This window comes from Streptomyces sp. DSM 120436 (assembly GCF_055778765.1).
In genome coordinates, this window is sequence record NZ_JBSKBS010000001.1 from 151243 (window position 1) to 169434 (window position 18192).

General features: G+C 71.9%; 10 protein-coding genes and 1 pseudogene. 2 read left to right on the plus strand and 9 right to left on the minus strand.

What is annotated here, in order from left to right; translation table 11 throughout:
* Positions 1–282: 282 nt before the first annotated feature.
* Entirely contained in the window at positions 283–1989 is a 1707-nt protein-coding gene (locus tag ACWH4W_RS00685) for a stealth family protein (RefSeq protein WP_473073913.1), read from the minus strand.
* Positions 1989–3668 (minus strand): stealth family protein, encoded by a 1680-nt coding sequence (locus ACWH4W_RS00690; protein WP_473077378.1) that lies wholly within the window; start codon positions 3666–3668, stop codon positions 1989–1991. Before ACWH4W_RS00690 ends, ACWH4W_RS00685 begins: the two co-directional genes overlap by 1 nt.
* Positions 3669–4117: 449 nt before the next feature.
* On the opposite strand from ACWH4W_RS00690, the gene ACWH4W_RS00695 reads away from it, so the two are divergent.
* Both ACWH4W_RS00695 and ACWH4W_RS00700 read left to right on the plus strand, forming a co-directional pair.
* Positions 4118–5116: a CDP-alcohol phosphatidyltransferase family protein gene (locus tag ACWH4W_RS00695; RefSeq protein WP_473073914.1), complete on the plus strand. Its 999-nt coding sequence runs from the start codon at positions 4118–4120 to the stop codon at positions 5114–5116.
* Positions 5117–5654: 538 nt separating this feature from the next.
* Positions 5655–7832, plus strand: coding sequence for an acyltransferase family protein (locus ACWH4W_RS00700; protein ID WP_473073915.1), 2178 nt, complete (start codon positions 5655–5657; stop codon positions 7830–7832).
* 72 nt (positions 7833–7904) lie between these two features.
* Here ACWH4W_RS00700 and obgE read toward each other — a convergent pair whose 3' ends face one another.
* From obgE to ACWH4W_RS00735, 7 genes and pseudogenes are all read right to left on the minus strand, one after another.
* Positions 7905–9350 (minus strand): GTPase ObgE, encoded by a 1446-nt coding sequence (obgE, locus tag ACWH4W_RS00705; RefSeq protein WP_473073916.1) that lies wholly within the window; start codon positions 9348–9350, stop codon positions 7905–7907.
* Between the two features lie 102 nt (positions 9351–9452).
* Entirely contained in the window at positions 9453–9707 is a 255-nt protein-coding gene (rpmA, locus tag ACWH4W_RS00710; RefSeq protein ID WP_006132816.1) for a 50S ribosomal protein L27, read from the minus strand.
* Positions 9708–9721: 14 nt separating this feature from the next.
* Positions 9722–10042, minus strand: a complete 321-nt coding sequence (gene rplU, locus ACWH4W_RS00715) for a 50S ribosomal protein L21 (protein WP_006132815.1) — start codon at positions 10040–10042, stop codon at positions 9722–9724.
* Positions 10043–10244: 202 nt separating this feature from the next.
* Positions 10245–10997 carry a phosphocholine cytidylyltransferase family protein gene (locus ACWH4W_RS00720; RefSeq protein WP_473073917.1) on the minus strand — a complete coding sequence of 251 codons (753 nt, stop codon included), beginning with the start codon at positions 10995–10997 and terminating at the stop codon, positions 10245–10247.
* 79 nt (positions 10998–11076) lie between these two features.
* Positions 11077–15327, minus strand: coding sequence for an Rne/Rng family ribonuclease (locus tag ACWH4W_RS00725; protein WP_473073918.1), 4251 nt, complete (start codon positions 15325–15327; stop codon positions 11077–11079).
* A 261-nt stretch (positions 15328–15588) separates the two neighbouring features.
* Positions 15589–16377 (minus strand): TIGR03936 family radical SAM-associated protein, encoded by a 789-nt coding sequence (locus ACWH4W_RS00730; RefSeq protein ID WP_437077907.1) that lies wholly within the window; start codon positions 16375–16377, stop codon positions 15589–15591.
* 794 nt (positions 16378–17171) lie between these two features.
* Positions 17172–17723, minus strand: a pseudogene (locus ACWH4W_RS00735) (MHYT domain-containing protein); the annotation flags it as partial.
* Between the last annotated feature and the right edge of the window lie 469 nt (positions 17724–18192).

Genomic DNA, 18192 nt, shown 5'->3' on the forward strand with positions numbered 1-18192 from the left:
TCGACCGCACACGGTCGACGCGACAACGGTGAAAGGCGGCCGCCACCGAACGGGTCCGGGCAGCACTCCTCCGCATGGCGAGAACGTGAAGACTTCGCGACGGAGTCAAGATCATATGAGTGGCTCGTGTCACTCCTGCGGCGGGGGTGGCGTAGCCGCCCCCGCCACGGCTCCGACGTCTGGCGGGGGCGGCGGGAACGGCCGGCTCCTCGGGCCCTCCGGCCTCGAGGATCACGTCGCGCGGGAGAGCGCCCGGACCCGCCTGAGGCGAGGACGTCGCCGTCAGGCGCGCTCGAAGGAGCTCGGGTAGGGGAAGTACCACTCCAGGAAGTCGTGGACGTAGGCGCGCACGTACTCCCGCCGCTCGGGGGCGGTGTCCACGTCGTTCAGGCAGAAGAAGTCGTAGCCGCGCCGCTCCTTGAGGGACTCCACCCGCTCCTCCAGGTGGGCCTTGCCGACGTCGACGTAGCGGTACGTGAACTTCCCCGGGACGGCACGGCCGGTGAGCAGCGCCAGGTGGTGGTGGAAGGAGGTGGCCGGCGCCACGTCCTCGATGGACCGGAACCGCGACCGCATGGTCCGTCCGATCGCCTCCGGGAAGTCCCGCTCCAGGTCGTTCAGCACGTCCCGGCGCTGCGGGTGCGGGGTGTGCAGGAACTTGTGGGTGATGGACACCCCGTAGGTCTCCTCCAGCAGCCTGCGCACGTTCCGCCCGGCCGAGTTGGGGGCGGAGGCCTGCGGGTGCGGGGCGCCGGCGCCGATCTGGTACGAGGAGAAGGGCAGGCGGGCGATGCCGTTGGGGTGGAAGAAGTGCTGCGGGGTGACGCTGCGGCCGACGAACACGTCGTCGTTGAAGTACAGGTAGTGGTCCGACAGGCCCGGGATGTGGTGCAGCCGCGTCTCGATCGCGTGCGAGTTGAACACCGGCAGGACGCCCTCGGGGAAGATGTCCCTGTGGTCCACCACGGTGACGCCCGGCGCGTCCGGGTCCAGCCACTCGGGGGTCTGGCCGTCGGTGACGATGTACACGTGCCGCACGAAGCCGGCGTACATCTCCAGCGACCGCAGCGAGTACTTCAGCTCGTCGTGGCTGGTGTACCGGGACTCGCCGACCTCGCGGGCCGCGATGCCTGCGTCCCCCTCGCCCCGGTACTTCTGGCGCTTGGCCCGCAGCTCGGGGTCCTGGCCGTCGACCCAGGTGTAGACGGCGTCGATGGGGAACGTCACGTCCTCCACCGTGGTCACCGTGAACGGCGCGACGGTGGGGTGGACCCGTCCGGCGACCGTGACCTCCGCGGGCCGCTGCTCCGCGGTCGGCAGCACGTCGGCGACGCGGTTGCGCCGGGGGGCGACGAGGGAGTCGGCCAGCACGTCGGCCGAGGCCTGCGGCGACACACGCGCCAGCTCCGCCTCCGCCTGCGGACCCGCCAGCACCTCCGCACCGTCCCGCCAGAACTCCACGTCACAGCCCAGCTGCGGACCACCCAGAACCTGACCCGCAGGCCCCAGACGCACCACACCGAACCGCATCACCGGAGCCGACGACAACGACTTCGGCCACACCTCGTCCGCGAACAACGAGAAGTCCGACACCCCACCCGGACGAGGACGCGCCGCGAACACCACCGTCCCCGCGTACAACTCCCGCATCGACGCCAGGAACGCCCCACGATCCGACTCACGCACCCCCAGCGCCCACGCCGTACGCGACACACCCGGCACCACGAAGTACGAGATCCCCGCACGCTCCAGAGCGTCCGCCACCAGCCCCAGATTCTCCGCAGCCGCACCCGCCGCCGTGAACGAGTCGACCACCCGCCCCCACAACGGCTGACCGTGGAACGACGCCTGGCGCACACCCGCGTCCGGCCCGAGCAGGGCCTGCCGCTGCCGGTCGAGGCGCGCGGCCGACGCCCGGTCGCGCACCTTCCGTCCGACGCCGAGTCCCCTGCGCGCGAGCTTCCGGATCGGCCGCGACCCCGGTGCCATCAACGCGTCCCGGAAGACGTGCTTTCAGGTGCCTTCTCGAAGGAGCTCGGGAAGGGGAAGTACTCCTCCAGGAAGGAGAACATGCGGGCCGTGACCTCGGCGCGCTGCTCCGGCGGCACGTCGACGTCGTTGAGGCAGAAGAAGTCGAAGTTGCGCTTGGTCCGGATGCCCTCGAGACGGCGGTCCGCGTCCTCACGGCTGATGTTGACGTACCGGAAGCGGAACTTGCCGGGGACGCCCTTGCCGGTGATGTACGCGTGGTTGTAGTGCATCGAGGCGGTCATGGCGATGTCGTCGGGCGACCGGAAGCGCGAGCGCATGGTCTGGCCGACCTCCTCGGGGAACATCTCCTCGAGCTCCTGCAGCACGGACCGCACCTGCGGCAGCGGGGTGTGCATGAAGTTGTGCGTGATGAAGCGGTCGTGGGCCTTCATCAGGAGCTGGCGCACGTTCTTGCCGGCCGAGTTGGTGGCGGTCTCGCCGCCGTGCGGCTGGCCGACGCCGACCTTGAGCGGCGAGAACGGGATGCGGGCGATGCCGTTGGCGTAGAAGAAGTGCTGCGGGGTGACGCTGCGGCCGACGAACACGTCGTCGTTGAAGTACAGGTAGTGGTCCGACAGGCCCGGGATGTGGTGCAGCCGCGTCTCGATCGCGTGCGAGTTGAACACCGGCAGGACGCCCTCGGGGAAGATGTCCCTGTGGTCCACCACGGTGACGCCCGGCGCGTCCGGGTCCAGCCACTCGGGGGTCTGGCCGTCGGTGACGATGTACACGTGCCGCACGAAGCCGGCGTACATCTCCAGCGACCGCAGCGAGTACTTCAGCTCGTCGTGGCTGGTGTACCGGGACTCGTTGGTCTCCTTGTCGAGGATCGCCGGGACGCCCTCGCTCTTGTACTTCTGGCGCTTGGCCCGCAGCTCGGGGTCCTGGCCGTCGACCCAGGTGTAGACGACGTCGATGGGGAACGTCACGTCCTCCACCGTGGTCACCGTGAACGGCGCGAACGTCGGGAAGTCGCGGCCCTGGACGGTGATCTTGGCGGACTTCTGCTCGCTGGTGGGCATGACGTCCGATATGCGGTTGCGCCGGGGGGCGACGAGGGAGTCGGCCAGCACGTCGGCCGAGGCCTGCGGCGACACACGCGCCAGCTCCGCCTCCGCCTGCGGACCCGCCAGCACCTCCGCACCGTCCCGCCAGAACTCCACGTCACAGCCCAGCTGCGGACCACCCAGAACCTGACCCGCAGGCCCCAGACGCACCACACCGAACCGCATCACCGGAGCCGACGACAACGACTTCGGCCACACCTCGTCCGCGAACAACGAGAAGTCCGACACCCCACCCGGACGAGGACGCGCCGCGAACACCACCGTCCCCGCGTACAACTCCCGCATCGACGCCAGGAACGCCCCACGATCCGACTCACGCACCCCCAGCGCCCACGCCGTACGCGACACACCCGGCACCACGAAGTACGAGATCCCCGCACGCTCCAGAGCGTCCGCCACCAGCCCCAGATTCTCCGCAGCCGCACCCGCCGCCGTGAACGAGTCGACCACCCGCCCCCACAACGGCTCACTGTCGGACGACACCTGGCGCACACCCGCGTCGGAGCGCAACAGGCCCTGCCGCTGCCGTGTCACCCGCAACAACCACGCCCGGCGCTTCTGCGCCTGCATCGCGCTCTTGGTCCGCGACTTCAGACTGCTTCCGATGCGGGTACGCACACTCACTTCAATCCCAAACCCTTCGGCGAGTCCCGACGTGGCCTACATGATGGGGGCATCAAGGCGACCAGCGGCAACGAGCGCTGCACCCCCATACGGCGCCAGACGCGGAGCGCACGGGGCCCCTCCAGGGTCAAGCCGCAGGGGGGAAGTTTACAGCAACGCGGTCACATTCCTGTTCGACGACGTCGGCCGCCACGACCGGCGGAACGCACACCATCGTCGTTCGTGTTTGCGACCGTCAATTCCGGGACTTACACCCTCCGTAAGCGTAATCTTCGGACATATCCCTCCCTCTTGAGATACCGACCGTTCCCGTTCACCCGGTGATCACTTTCGTGATGTAGCACACACTCGCGTTTGGAAGCACAGTGTTCGGGCGAGCATGCAGACTTACGGTCATGCGTGTACCTTCACTCCCCGAAGTCCGCCGCCTCACGGAGAAGCAGCGAGACGCCTGGTGGACCGTTCTCCTGGTCGATCCCGTCGCCACCCCCCTGGTCCGGTGGACCGCCATGTGGACCCGGGTGACCCCGAACCAGATCACCTGGGCCGCCCTGGTACTGGGGATCGGGGCCGCGGCCTGCTTCGCCCAGGGTGACTGGCAGTGGCTGATCGCCGGAGCCGTCGTCTACCACGTCAGCTTCATCCTGGACTGCATGGACGGGAAGCTCGCCCGTCTGACGGGGAAGGGCTCGGCGTTCGGCGCCTGGCTCGACTACATCTTCGACCGCGTCCGCGTGCTGATCTGCGCCGTCGCCCTGATGGGCGGGCAGTACCAGCGCACGGAGGACGTCACCTACATATGGCTCGCGGTGGCCGTGGTGTTCCTCGACATGCTCCGCTACATGGACGCGCTCGAGATATGGAAGGTCCGCCTGAACATGCGGCGGCGTCAGCGTGAGCGCGCCGCTGAGCTGGGGCTGATCGACCCCACGACCCAGGACGGCGGATCCGACGAGGACTCCGAGGCCGACGACACGCCGGTGAAGGGCACCGCCAAGGTCCCCGCCCAGCCGACGGGCAGCGAGGTGCCCGCCGTCTCCGCCCAGACGCCGGCCCCCGCGCACGTCGTGCCCCCGGCGAAGACGTTCATCACGCGTCTCCCCGGCTACGTGCGGCTGCGCGACTTCCTCATCAGCCACCGGATCCGCATCCACCTGTTCAGCGGCATCGAGTTCCAGATGACGATCTTCATCGTCGCGCCGCTGGTCAACCAGATCTTCTGGCCGACGGTCGCCGCGGGCGCCCTGCTCCTCGCCTTCGAGGTGCTCGTCGTCTACCGCCTCCTCCTCGCCACCCGTGCCTTCCAGCGCACGATGGCCCGGTACGACCGCCTGGAGGCCGAGATGAAGTCCGACATCACCCCCAGCCCGTCGGAGCAGACCACGCTGGTCTGAGGGTGAGCCGGGCGGCCGGCGGAACGGACGGGCGCGGACGCTCCGGACGGGGAGTGTGCGGACCCCGGCGCGTCCCCGGACCGCGCGACCTCGCAGAGCCGTGCGCGGTCACGGGCGGCGCGACGACGCGGTCGTCGGCGGGGGCGGCCCGCCGGGGCCGTGGCGGTCATGGACTCCGTGGCGAGGGACGCCCTCGGGAAGGACACGGAATCCGGCCGGAACTTCCACGTGACCCCTTCTCCGGCCGGTCACCGGCACGAACAGGGGGAAGGCCGGGCGTGCCGCCCCCGGCGCCGTGCGCCGACCGGGCGGACGCCCCGGTTCGGGAGACCGCCGCCGGGCCTCCTTGAGTCATTTGTTATGACAATGCGGCAGAAGATGTGACGGACCCCGGGCCGGACGGGGATACGCTCGATCATCCGACTCCGCGTCGATCACCGGCGTCAGCAGGTCCCGGAGGCGACTGGCCCCGGACCGTGCCGCAGACCTCCCAGGTCTCGCCGATCCTCCATGCTCCACGAACAAGGAGAACTCCCAAGTGTCCGCCCGCGATCTCGCGTCCCCACCGCGGCCTTCAGCAGATGGCTCTCCGTCCGTCCCCCAGGCGCGGGGCGACTCCCCCGCACCTCCGTCCAGCGGGAACGCCGCCCCCGCGGCGGGCGGCGCCGGGCTGAGGCTGGACATCCAGGGCCTGCGCGCGGTCGCGGTCACCCTGGTGGTGGTCGCCCACGCGGGGGTGTCGTCCCTGGCCGGCGGCTTCGTCGGCGTGGACGTCTTCTTCGTCATCTCCGGCTTCCTCATCACCTCGCTGATGCTCCGCGAGTGGAAGCGCGAGGGACGGATCTCGCTGGGCCGCTTCTACGCCCGCCGGGCCATGCGCCTGCTGCCCGCCTCCACGCTGGTCGTCCTGGCGACGCTGGCCGGGTCCTGGCTCTTCCTGGGCCCGCTGCGGTTCGCGGACTACGCCAAGGACGCCATCGCGTCCGCCTGGTACGTCGTCAACTTCCGGATGGCCGACTCGGGCACCGACTACTTCAACACCGACGTGCCGCCCTCGCCGTTCCAGCACTTCTGGTCGCTGGCGGTGGAGGAGCAGTTCTACCTGATCTGGCCCGTCGTGCTGATCGTGGCGCTGAAGATCTTCCGGCGCCGGACCCTGCTGGCGATTCCGCTGCTGGCCCTGGCCGCCGCGTCCTTCGCCGTCAACCTGCACCTCACCGAGACGTCCCCGTCGTGGGCCTACTTCGGCTCGCAGGGCCGCATCTGGGAGCTGGCGGTCGGCGCGCTGCTGGCGCTGGTGGCGCACCGGCTGAACGACATCCCGCGCCCGGTCGCCGCGGTCCTCAGCTGGGCCGGCCTGGCCGCCATCGCCTACGCGGCGGTGGCCTTCGACGAGAGCACCGTCTTCCCCGGCCACAACGCCGTCGTCCCGGTCCTCGGCGCGGCCGCCGTGCTGGCCGGCGGAGCGGCGGGCGGCCGCTACGGCGCGGGCGCGATCCTGTCGCTGCGGCCCGCCGTGTGGGTCGGCGGTGTCTCCTACGCCTGGTACCTGTGGCACTGGCCGCTCATCGTCATCGTGCCCGCGGCCCTCGGCTTCGGTGAGAACGAGGGCCCGCTGCGGCTGATCGCCGCCCTGAGCGGTCTCGTGCTGGCCTGGGGGACGCTGCACCTGGTCGAGGACCCGATGCGGTTCCACCGGGCGTTCAAGGCCCACGCGGGCCGGGGCCTGTCGATGGGTCTGGGTCTGTCGGCGGTCGCGGCGGCGGTCTCGCTGGTCACCCTGCAGTTCCCGCCGAGCCTGTCCTCGGGCGGCGCGCAGCAGGACACCAAGGAGGCGATCGCCCAGGCGCCGGACCCGCAGGCCGCGCTGACCCGGCTGCTGCAGAACCCGGCGGAGAAGATGCCGTCCAACCTCTCGCCGAGCGTGCGCGACGTGGCGTACAAGCGGACGGCGGTCTACAACGACGACTGCGCGCTGACCATGGCGGAGGAGAAGCAGACGCAGCCGTGTCTGTACGGCGACGAGGACGGCGAGCGCACCGTGGTGCTCTTCGGCGACTCGCACGTCGCCCAGTGGTTCCCGGCCTTCGACGCGATCGCCCGCGAGCACGACTGGAAGCTCTACTCGTTCACCAAGAACGCCTGCAAGGTGGCCCAGATCACCATCGCGTACAACAACGGCCCGTACGCGTCCTGCGACGAGTGGCGTGAGGTGACCATCGAGAAGATCCGCGCGATGGAGCCCGACCTGGTCGTCACCTCCAGCTCCAACTCGGCGAAGCTGTGGGGCGAGGGCGACATCGCCGCCGAGTGGGGCGAGGGCCAGGCCGAGACGTACCGGATGCTCCAGCAGGGCCGCACCCGGGTGCTCACGCTGCTGGACAACCCCTGGCCGAAGGACAACGCGGTGGACTGCGCGGTCGCCCACCCGGACGACCTCGGCGCGTGCGCCAACGAGCGGTCCGAGGCCGACCCGCAGCCCTCGGTCACCGAGGCGATCCGCGAGGCGGCGGCTGACGAGGACGTGGCGGTCATCGACCCCTACGACTGGGTCTGCGCCCCGTCCGGCACCTGCCCGGTCGTGGTGGGCAACACCCTGGTGTACCGGGACTACGGCCACCTGGCGGACGCCTACGTCGAGGCCTTGACCCCGGTGGTGGAGGAGCGGCTGCTGCGGCTCTTCGGGGCGGACCTGAACCGCACCCCGGGAGCCTGAGCACCGGCCACGCGAAGAAGGGCCCGTTCCGGCGACGGAACGGGCCCTTCTCGTGCGCGGGGAGCTCTTGGGTCAGAACGGTTCGAAGCCGTCGAACTCCCGCTGCGCCTCGTCGCGTGCGGCGTCGCGGTCGCGGCGCCGCTGGGCGGCCGGGCGGGGCGCCTCGAAGCGGTGGTCCTCGCCGCGGCGGCCGAGCATCTCCGCGCCCGCGGTGACGGACGGCTCCCAGTCGAAGACCACGGCGTTGTCCTCGGGGCCGATGGCCACGGCGTCGCCGGAGCGGGCGCCGGACTTCATCAGCTCGTCCTCGACGCCGAGGCGGTTGAGCCGGTCGGCGAGGTAGCCGACGGCCTCGTCGTTGTTGAAGTCGGTCTGCCGCACCCAGCGTTCGGGCTTCTCACCGCGCACCCGGAACACCGGCTCGCCGTCGGCCTCCTCGCGGGTGACGGTGAAGCCGGTGTCGTCGACCGCCTTGGGACGGATGACGATGCGGGTCGCCTCCTCCTTCGGCCTGGCGGCGCGCGCCGTGGCCACCAGGTCGGCGAGCGCGAAGGACAGCTCGCGCAGCCCGGTGTGGGCCACCGCGGACACCTCGAAGACGCGGTAGCCGCGCGCCTCCAGGTCCGGGCGGACCATGTCGGCGAGGTCCTTGCCGTCGGGCACGTCGATCTTGTTGAGGACGACGAGCCTCGGCCGGCCGTCCAGGCCGCCGTACTGCCGCAGCTCCTCCTCGATGACGTCGAGGTCGGAGACGGGGTCGCGGTCGGACTCCAGGGTGGCGGTGTCCAGCACGTGCACCAGCACGCTGCACCGCTCCACGTGGCGCAGGAACTCCAGGCCCAGTCCCTTGCCCTGGCTGGCGCCGGGGATCAGGCCGGGGACGTCGGCGATGGTGTAGACGGTCGAACCGGCGGTGACCACACCGAGGTTGGGCACCAGCGTGGTGAACGGGTAGTCGGCGATCTTCGGCTTGGCGGCGCTGAGCACGGAGATCAGGGACGACTTGCCGGCGCTGGGGTAGCCCACCAGGGCCACGTCGGCGACGGTCTTCAGCTCGAGGACGACGTCCCGCAGGTCGCCCGGCTCGCCGAGCAGCGCGAACCCGGGGGCCTTGCGCCGTGCCGAGGCGAGGGCGGCGTTGCCGAGCCCGCCGCGGCCGCCCTGGGCGGCGACGTAGGAGGTGCCGTGGCCGACGAGGTCGGCGAGGACGTTGCCCGCCCTGTCGAGCACCACGGTGCCGTCCGGCACGGGCAGGACCAGGTCCTGGCCGTCCTTGCCGGAGCGGTTGCCGCCCTCGCCGGGCTTGCCGTTGGTGGCCTTGCGGTGCGGCGAGTGGTGGTAGTCGAGCAGGGTGGTCACGGACTGGTCGACGGTGAGGATCACATCGCCGCCGCGTCCGCCGTTGCCGCCGTCGGGTCCGCCGAGCGGCTTGAACTTCTCGCGATGGACGGAGGCACAGCCGTGGCCTCCGTTACCCGCGGCGACGTGCAGTTCGACGCGGTCCACGAAGGTGGTCATGAAGGGTGCCTCCAGTTACTACGGGGTTGTCTCTTGGGTAACACGCGAAAGGCGGACCCGCTTCCCGTCGGGAAGTGAGGTCCGCCTCGCGAAAGTGTCCGATCAGGCGACCGGGACGATGTTCACGACCTTGCGGCCACGGCTGGTGCCGAACTGCACCGAACCGGCCTGCAGCGCGAACAGGGTGTCGTCGCCGCCGCGGCCGACGCCGGCGCCCGGGTGGAAGTGGGTGCCGCGCTGGCGGACCAGGATCTCGCCCGCGTTGACGACCTGACCGCCGAAGCGCTTCACGCCGAGGCGCTGAGCGTTGGAGTCACGACCGTTACGGGTGGACGATGCGCCCTTCTTGTGTGCCATCTCTCCTCAGTCCCTTACTTCGCAGCCGCGGGGATCTCAGTGACCTTGATCGCCGTGTACTGCTGGCGGTGGCCCTGACGACGGCGGTAGCCGGTCTTGTTCTTGTAGCGCAGAATGTCGATCTTCTGGCCCTTGTGGTGGTCCACGACCTCGGCCTGGACCTTGATGCCGGCCAGCACCCAGGGGTCGCTGGTCACGGAGTCGCCGTCCACGACGAGCAGGGTCGAGAGCTCGACCGTGTCGCCGACCTTGGCGGTGGAAATCTTGTCAACCTCGACGATGTCGCCGACAGCAACCTTGTGCTGGCGACCACCGCTGCGCACGATGGCGTACACGCGGATCTCACTCTCACTCGAAGAACGGCACCCCCGCAGGCCAGTCGCCCACGCACATACGCGGGCGACCTCTCCCGGCCGCGGCCCGCGTCCGGGAGGAAGAGGTTTACGGGGATGTGGCGGTCCCGATGGACACGCCGACGGTCAAGGTTACGGGGCCTGGCCCACGGGGGTCAAACCGGACCCCCGCGGCCCGCGCCGGTCAGTACCCGGCCACGATCTCCCGTCCGCGGGCGAGGTCGTCGTGGTTGTCGATCTCGACCCACGGGACGTCGCCGATCGGCGCCACGTCGATCCGGAAGCCCCGGTTCACCAGCTCCTGGTAGCCGTCCTCGTAGTACAGCTGCGGGTCCCGCTCGAACGTCGCCCTCAGCGCGTCCGCCAGCGCCCCGGCGGCCTCGCCCTCGATCAGCGTCACGCCGATGTACTCACCGGTCGCCTCCGCCGGGTCCATCAGCTTCGTGATCCGCGTCATCCCCGCACCCGGGTCGACGACGACCTTCATCTCCTCGTCGGCGAGCTTCTTCACCGTGTCCAGCGCCAGGATGATCTGCTTGCCGTCACCCCGTGCGTCCAGCAGCGTCCGCTCCACCGACACCGGGTGCACCGTGTCGCCGTTCGCGAGGATCACGCCGTCCTCCAGGGCGTCCCGCGCGCACCACAGCGAGTAGGCGTTGTTCCACTCCTCCGCCCTGTCGTTGTCGATGAGCGTCAGCTTCAGCCCGTACTTCGCCTCCAGCGCCGCCTGCCGCTCGTACACGGCCTCCTTGCGGTAGCCGACCACGACACCGACCTCGGTCAGCCCGATCTCCGCGAAGTTGCCGAGCGTCAGGTCCAGGACGGTCACGGCGTCCGGGTCGCCCTCCGCGCCCACCGGCACCAGGGCCTTGGGAAGCGTGTCGGTGTAGGGGCGCAGACGCCGGCCGGCGCCGGCCGCGAGCACGAGGCCTATCATCGCGGTCCTTCTCCTCATGGAACACAAAGCGTGTGGTCCTGCCCCACGGGGGACAGGACCACACAGCGTAGACGTCCGGTCAGCTCTCGTCGGCCGCGGCCGTGACGGAGGACGGCGCCTGCTGCTCGGCAGCGGCCGTCTTCTTCGCCGTGGCCTTCTTCGCCGTCGACTTCTTGGCGGCGGTCTTCTTCGCCGTCGTCGTCTTCTTGGCGGCGGTCTTCTTGGCCGTGGTCGTCTTCTTCGTGGCGGCCTTCTTCGCCGTGGCCTTCTTGGCCGCCGACTTCTTGGCGGCGGTCTTCTTGGCCGGAGCGGCCTCCTCGGCGCCTTCGGCGGCCGGCTCCTCGGCGGCGGGCCCGTCGGACTCAGGCCCGGCGGGCTTCCGCTCCTCCGCCGGGGCGGAGGACGGCAGGACCACGACGGCCGTGTCCTCGGACGCGGTCGAGATGCTCGGCTTGCGCACCGCGCGACGCCGCGGACGGGCCGGGGCCGGCGCCTCGGGCGCGGGCTCCGGGGCGGCAGCCGCCCCGGCCGGGGTCTCCTCCTCGGCCTTCGGCGCCTCCTCCGTCCTCGCGGACTCGGCGACGGTCACCACCGCGGCCTCCGCGCCCGCCGGGGAACCGGCCGGCGCGGACACCTTGCGGGTGGCCCGGCGGCGGGTACGGCCCTGCGGAGCGGCCTCCTCGGCGGCCTGGGGCACCACGGCGTCCTCGGCGGCGGCCGGCTCGGCCAGCGCCTCGGCGGCCGACTCCGGCTGCACGGGACGCTCCGCCGCCTCGGCGGCCGTCACGTCCTGCGCCGTGGGAGCCTGCGTCTCCTCGGCGGCGGACGTCTCCTCCCCGCGCTCCTCGGCCACTGCCTGCCTGCGGCCGCCCCTGGCGCTCTCGCGCTGCGGCGAGCCCGCGGGCGCGGACGCCCGACGGCTTCCCCGGCGGCGCGTACGGCCGCGGGAGGCCGCGGCCTCCGCCTCGGCGGCGCTGCTGTACAGCTCCTCGTCCGGAGTGAACTCGGGCGCGGGCAGCGCGGCCGGCTCGGCCACCTCGGCGGCGACCTCGGCCGGCGTCTCCGCCTCCGCCTCGGCCTCCTGCTCGGCCGTCTCCACGACGGCGGCCTCGTGCTCGTGCGGCTGGTCCGCCGCGCCGGCCCGGGCCTTCTTGCGGCGCTTGCCGCCGCCGGAGGAGGACGGCTGGTCGAGGTGGACGATCACACCGCGGCCGTTGCAGTGGACGCAGGTCTCGGAGAACGACTCCAGCAGGCCCTGCCCGACCCGCTTGCGGGTCATCTGGACCAGGCCCAGCGAGGTCACCTCGGCGACCTGGTGCTTCGTACGGTCCCGGCCCAGGCACTCCAGCAGGCGGCGCAGCACCAGGTCCCGGTTGGACTCCAGCACCATGTCGATGAAGTCGATGACGATGATGCCGCCGAGGTCGCGCAGCCGGAGCTGGCGCACGATCTCCTCGGCCGCCTCCAGGTTGTTCCTGGTGACCGTCTCCTCGAGGTTGCCGCCCTGACCGGTGAACTTGCCGGTGTTGACGTCGATGACGACCATCGCCTCGGTGCGGTCGATCACCAGCGAACCGCCGCTGGGCAGCCAGACCTTGCGGTCCAGCGCCTTGGCGAGCTGCTCGTCGATCCGGTACGTGGCGAAGACGTCGACCTCGCTGGTCCACCGCTGCAGGCGGTCGGCCAGGTCGGGCGCGACGTGGGAGACGTACCCGTGGATGGTCTGCCAGGCCTCGTCACCGCTGACGATGACCTTGGAGAAGTCCTCGTTGAAGATGTCCCGGACGACGCGGACGGTCATGTCCGGCTCGCCGTACAGCAGCGTCGGGGCGGTGCCGCCGTTCTTGGACTTCTTCTTGATCTCCTCCCACTGCGCCTGGAGCCGCTCGACGTCACGGCGCAGCTCGTCCTCGCTGGCGCCCTCGGCGGCGGTGCGCACGATGACGCCCGCGTCCTCGGGGACGATCTTCTTGAGGATGGTCTTCAGCCGGGCCCGCTCGGTGTCGGGCAGCTTGCGGCTGATGCCGGTCATCGAGCCCTCGGGCACGTACACGAGGTAGCGGCCCGGGAGGGAGACCTGGCTGGTGAGGCGGGCGCCCTTGTGGCCGATCGGGTCCTTGGTGACCTGGACCAGCACCGGCTGGCCGGACTTCAGCGCGGACTCGATGCGGCGCGGGCCGCCCGACATGCCGAGCGCGTCGAAGTTGACCTCGCCGGCGTACAGGACGGCGTTGCGGCCCTTGCCGATGTCGATGAAGGCGGCCTCCATCGACGGCAGGACGTTCTGCACCTTGCCGAGGTAGACGTTGCCGACGTACGAGGTGGCCTGCTCCTTGTTGACGTAGTGCTCGACGAGCACGCCGTCCTCCATGACGCCGATCTGCGTGCGGTCGCCGTGCTGGCGGACCACCATGACGCGCTCGACGGCCTCGCGGCGGGCCAGGAACTCGGCCTCGGTGATGATCGGCACACGTCGGCGGCCCTGCTCGCGGCCCTCGCGGCGGCGCTGCTTCTTGGCCTCCAGGCGGGTGGAGCCCTTGATGGACTGCACCTCGTCGGACGGCTCGGCCTTCGCACGCGGCTCGCGGACCTTGACGACGGTGCGCTCGGGGTCGTCGGCGGACGGCTCGGCCTCCCCGCCGCTGTCCCCGGCGCGGCGACGACGCCGGCGCCGGCGCCGGCTGCTGCTGGAGCCGCCGTTGTCCTCGCGCTCCTCGGCGTCCTCCTCGGTCTGCTCGGCGGTGTCCTCGGCGTCCTGGGCGGCCTGCTCGGCGGCGCTCGGCTCGGCACCGTCGGTGTCGTCGTCCCGCTGCTCGCCCGTCTCGGCGTCGGCGGACTCACCGCGCCGGCGGCGACGGCCGCCCCGGCGACGGCGGCGGCGCGAACCGGACGACTCGTGGTCGTCGCCCTCGTCGGTGTCGTCGTGGTCGTCGCCCTCGTCGGTGTCCGCGTGGTCCCCGGCCGGCTCCGTGGCGTCCTCGGCGTCGGCCTCGGGGGTCTCCTCGACGGCGGCCGGGGCGGCGGCCTCGGGCTCGTCGGACGCGCCCCTGCGGCGACGGCGACGGCGCGAGGCGGCGGGCTGCTCCTCCGGGAGCTCCTCGGTCTCCTCCTCCGGCTCCGTGGCCCCGGCGAGTCCGGCGGCGGCCTCGGCGGCGGCCCGCTCCGGGGTCTGGAAGCGCGGCTCGGTGAACACCGGCGGCTGGAACACGGCGACGGCGGGGCGCGCGGGACGGCGCGGGGCGCCCTCCTTGTCCTCGTCCTCGGCGGTGCGGGCGGGGCGCGCGGGCTCGGCGAAGCCGGCGGCGGCCTTGCGGACGACGCGGCGGCGGCGGCGCGGGGCAGCCTCCTCGGCGGGAGTGTCGTCCTGCTTGTCGTTCTCGCTCACCGGGGCCTCCTCGGCGGTCGGGGCGGCCTGCTCGGTCTCGTCGTCGCTCTGCCCGGCGACGGCCTCGGCCGCCTCGGCGGGCGCGGACGCACGCCGCGTGGCACGACGACGGGTACGGCGCGGAGCGGCCTCCTCCGTCACGTCGGCGGCCGGCTCCTCCACGGGCTCGACAGCCGGAACAGCCCCCTCCGCGGCAGTCTCCACGGAAGCCTCGGCCACCGGAGAAGTCACACTGCGCGTGGCACGACGACGAGGACGGCGCGGAGCGGCCTCCTCCGTCGCATCGGCGGCCGGCTCCTCCACGGGCTCGACAGCCGGAACAGCCCCCTCCGCGGCAGTCTCCACGGAAGCCTCGGCCACCGGAGAAGTCACACTGCGCGTGGCACGACGACGAGTACGGCGCGGAGCGGCCTCCTCCGTCGCATCGGCGGCCGGGGCGGCCGGGGTCTCAGGGGCGGCGGCCGCGGCAGTCTCCTCGGCGGCCGGCGTCTTCGCGGTCGGCGCCGGAGAGGTCACACTGCGCGTGGCACGACGCCGAGGACGGCGCGGAGCGGCGTCCTCCGTCGCGTCGGCGGCCGGAGCGGTCTCTTCCGCGGCCGACTCGGACGCGGTCGGCACCGCCGGTACGACGGTCTCGGCGGCCTCCGCGGACGCCGGCGCACCGGCGGGCGCGGCCGCGCGGCGAACCACACGGCGACGCCGGGGCGCGGGGGCCCCGGTCTCCTGCTGGGTGTCGGTCGCGCCCTCGGCGGGCTCGGGCGTCCTCGCCGCCTCGGCGGGCGCCTCGGCGGCCGGTATGGCCGGCGTGACGGTCTCCGCGGCGCCGCCGTCGGCGACGGGCGGGCCCGCCGGCCGGGACGCGGCCCTGCGTCGCCGGCGGGGCGGCAGGGTGTCGCTGGGGGTCTTCGGTTCGGAGCCCTCGGTGGGCTCGGTCGGTTCGAGCATGCGGGCGTTTCTCCCGTCAGGCTCCCGGGCGCCGCGCCTGGTCCGGCGATGCCGGTGACGTCCGCGGCCCGCGTGGTGCGCGGTGGCCGCCGTCCGGGGCGCGGGCGCCGCTCGGAAGCTCTCTGTGTCCTGTCTCGCCGGTTCCGTACGCCGAATGCGTACGGCCTGGCGAAAGTCTTCTGGTCGGTGCGCTGCCCGACCCAGGTGGCTCCCGAGTTCGAGGGCGGCGCTTACGACGTCCGTCCCTACGCGGGACCTTCCTTACGCCGGCACCGTCGCGGCGGCAGTGGCGGCGGCCGTGTGCGGCTCGGTCGCTGCTGCCTCGCGGTCGGGCGCGAGCGGGTCGGTCACCGTGCCGGTCTCTTCATCGAACAGCCCCTGCGCCAGCCTGGTCACCGCTACGGGGACCGGCGGCGCCAGGTCGGCCACGGCGCGGAGACCGGACAGGACGTCGTCGGGTCGTACGGCAGGCGTCACGTGCCGAACAACCAGCCGCAGTATCGCACAGGGCCGGTCGGTCGGCCTATCAGCCGGCGAGGGGTCCGTCCCGGCGCCTTCCTCGACGGTTTCGAGGGCGACGACCGCGGAACGGGCGTCGAAGGTACGGATGCCGTTCTTGGTGCGGCGCTGGACCTCGACGGTCTCGGCCGCCTCGAAGGCGTCCACCGCGCGGCGGGCGTCCTCGGGGGCGACACCGTCCAGCCGCAGCTCCCAGACGGAGGCCGTGAGCCGGTCGGCGAGCCCGGAGGTACGGGCCTCGACCGCGTCGACGACGTCGAGCCCGGCGGGCAGCGACTCGTCGAGCAGGGCCCTCAGCCGTTCGGGGTCCCGCGGCTCGGTGAGCGCGATCTCCAGGTACTCGGCCTCGCTGCCGGTGCCGGTGGGTGCGGCATTGGCGTACGACACCTTCGGGTGCGGCGTGAAACCGGCCGAGTACGCCATGGGCACCTCGGCGCGGCGCAGCGCGCGCTCGAAGGCACGCTGGAAGTCACGGTGGCTGGTGAACCGGAGGCGGCCGCGCTTGGTGTAGCGCAGTCGGATGCGCTGCACCGCGGGTGCGGGCGGCGGGCCTTCGGGCTGTCGCTTGCCCAGTGGATCTTCTCCTTGTCGCAAGGGGGCGCGGGAGGCGCCTCCCCTTCCAGGGTACGGCCGTACGACGACGGCCCCGGCTGCGCCGGTCGGGCACCAGGGCCGCGGTCCCTTTCAGGGTACGTGCAAGCAGGCGCCCCGGTTCCCCGGTGGCCCGTCCTCGTGACCGCCGCCGTACGGCGGCGGTCACCAGCCGGCGGGACGGTCTCCCTGCGCTCCGGTACCCCAGGAGGCCCCGGGCATGCCCCGTGCGGGTCGGCGGGGGCGTCGAGGAAGGCGTGCGTCCCGGAGGCGGCCGTGGCGTGAAGGGCTCCGGCCGGTCCGCCCACGGGGAAGCCGACGGTGTCCGCGGCGGGCCGCCCGTCGCCCTGGCCGGAGGGGAAGGCCCCGGCGGAGCCGGGGACGGCGTCACGCTGGGTGGGGACGGCGGGGACGGCGGCCGGGGTGCTGTCGCGCCGGGCGGCGGGGCTTACCACGGCGGGTTCGCCGCCCCCGATGAGCAGCAGGTCGAACATGACGACGGCCGTGGCGAGGAGGAGGAAGACGAGGGGGCCGAACAGCATCGGCAGCATGACCGACAGCATGGGGGTGCCGGAGCCGCCGCCCTCGCCGTGGAGGTGGACGCCCATGGAGGCCATGCCGGTGTAGTGCATGCCGGTCACCGCGAGGCCCATGAGCAGGCCGGCGCCCATGCTGGCCTTGAAGCCGCGGACGGACACGGCCGCCCAGAGCGCGGCGGTGGCAGCCACGATCGCGATGATCACCGACAGGACGACCAGCGGCGCGTCGTACTGCGGGGCGCCTCCCATCCACATGCCGACCATGCCGACGTAGCGCATGCCCGCGACGCCGAGTCCGGTGACGACACCGGCGGTGAGCAGCGTCGCCCGGCCGGTCCCGCGGTAGCCGACGACGAAGACGGCGACGGCGACGACGGCGACCGCGAGGCTGATCAGCGTGAGCGGGATGCCGTAGCGGACGGACGTCCCGGCCACGGAGAAGCCGAGCATCCCGATGAAGTGCATGGTCCAGATGCCGTAGCCGATGGAGGCGGCGCCGAGCGCGAGCCACCCCGGCTTCCACGACTGGCCGCCTTCGCACAGTGACCTGGTGGTGCAGCGCAGGCCGACGGCGCCGCCGAGGCAGGCGACGAGATAGGCCGCGACAGGGGTGACCAGACCGCGGCTGAATCCGTCCACGGTGCCTTGCATGTGCGGTGCGCCCCTCCTTGCGACCTCCGCGAAGGCGACATCCACATGCAGAAGGCATTCAAGAACAAACCCAGTAGAGACAAAACACCTGGTCATCGCTTGATCAACAGAATCCGGCCATCGCACCCGTCTGATGCCCCGGCAGTTCCTTCCGCCTCTCGATCACCCCGTTCACCTGGTGTTTCGAGATCACCGAGGAGGGCCCGCCGGACGCCCCGCCGGACCTGACGCACAGCCACACGAGCGAGACGGAGGGTTTCGCCTGTGACGCGTTCCACGCTCGGCGCGCCCTCGCGAAGGGCCCCAGCGCCGCGTCGCGGACGGCGCGCCCGACCGGAGTGAGCATCCACCGCCACAGCGCCACGAACGGCCGCACGCTCCGATTCCGGGCGCTTCATATGCTGAAAAGCCCATCGAAGAAAGGAAATTCGGAGCCTTGGACAAACCTATCGTCCCGACGGGTGTTCACCCATTCGCCGCGCACCCAAGTGAATGTGCCGCCGTTAGTCGCTGTATGAAGGCAAGCAGGTCAGGTCCGCTCCAACTGCACTGCACACGCCCGCTG

Bases quoted from the DNA above. Each gene is read 5' to 3' on its own strand.
- ACWH4W_RS00685 (WP_473073913.1), bottom strand. From the start codon at position 1,989: ATGGCACCGGGGTCGCGGCCGATCCGGAAGCTCGCGCGCAGGGGACTC.
- ACWH4W_RS00690 (WP_473077378.1), bottom strand. From the start codon at position 3,668: ATGCAGGCGCAGAAGCGCCGGGCGTGGTTGTTGCGGGTGACACGGCAG.
- ACWH4W_RS00695 (WP_473073914.1), top strand. From the start codon at position 4,118: ATGCGTGTACCTTCACTCCCCGAAGTCCGCCGCCTCACGGAGAAGCAG.
- obgE (WP_473073916.1), bottom strand. From the start codon at position 9,350: ATGACCACCTTCGTGGACCGCGTCGAACTGCACGTCGCCGCGGGTAAC.
- rpmA (WP_006132816.1), bottom strand. From the start codon at position 9,707: ATGGCACACAAGAAGGGCGCATCGTCCACCCGTAACGGTCGTGACTCC.
- ACWH4W_RS00720 (WP_473073917.1), bottom strand. From the start codon at position 10,997: ATGATAGGCCTCGTGCTCGCGGCCGGCGCCGGCCGGCGTCTGCGCCCC.
- ACWH4W_RS00725 (WP_473073918.1), bottom strand. From the start codon at position 15,327: ATGCTCGAACCGACCGAGCCCACCGAGGGCTCCGAACCGAAGACCCCC.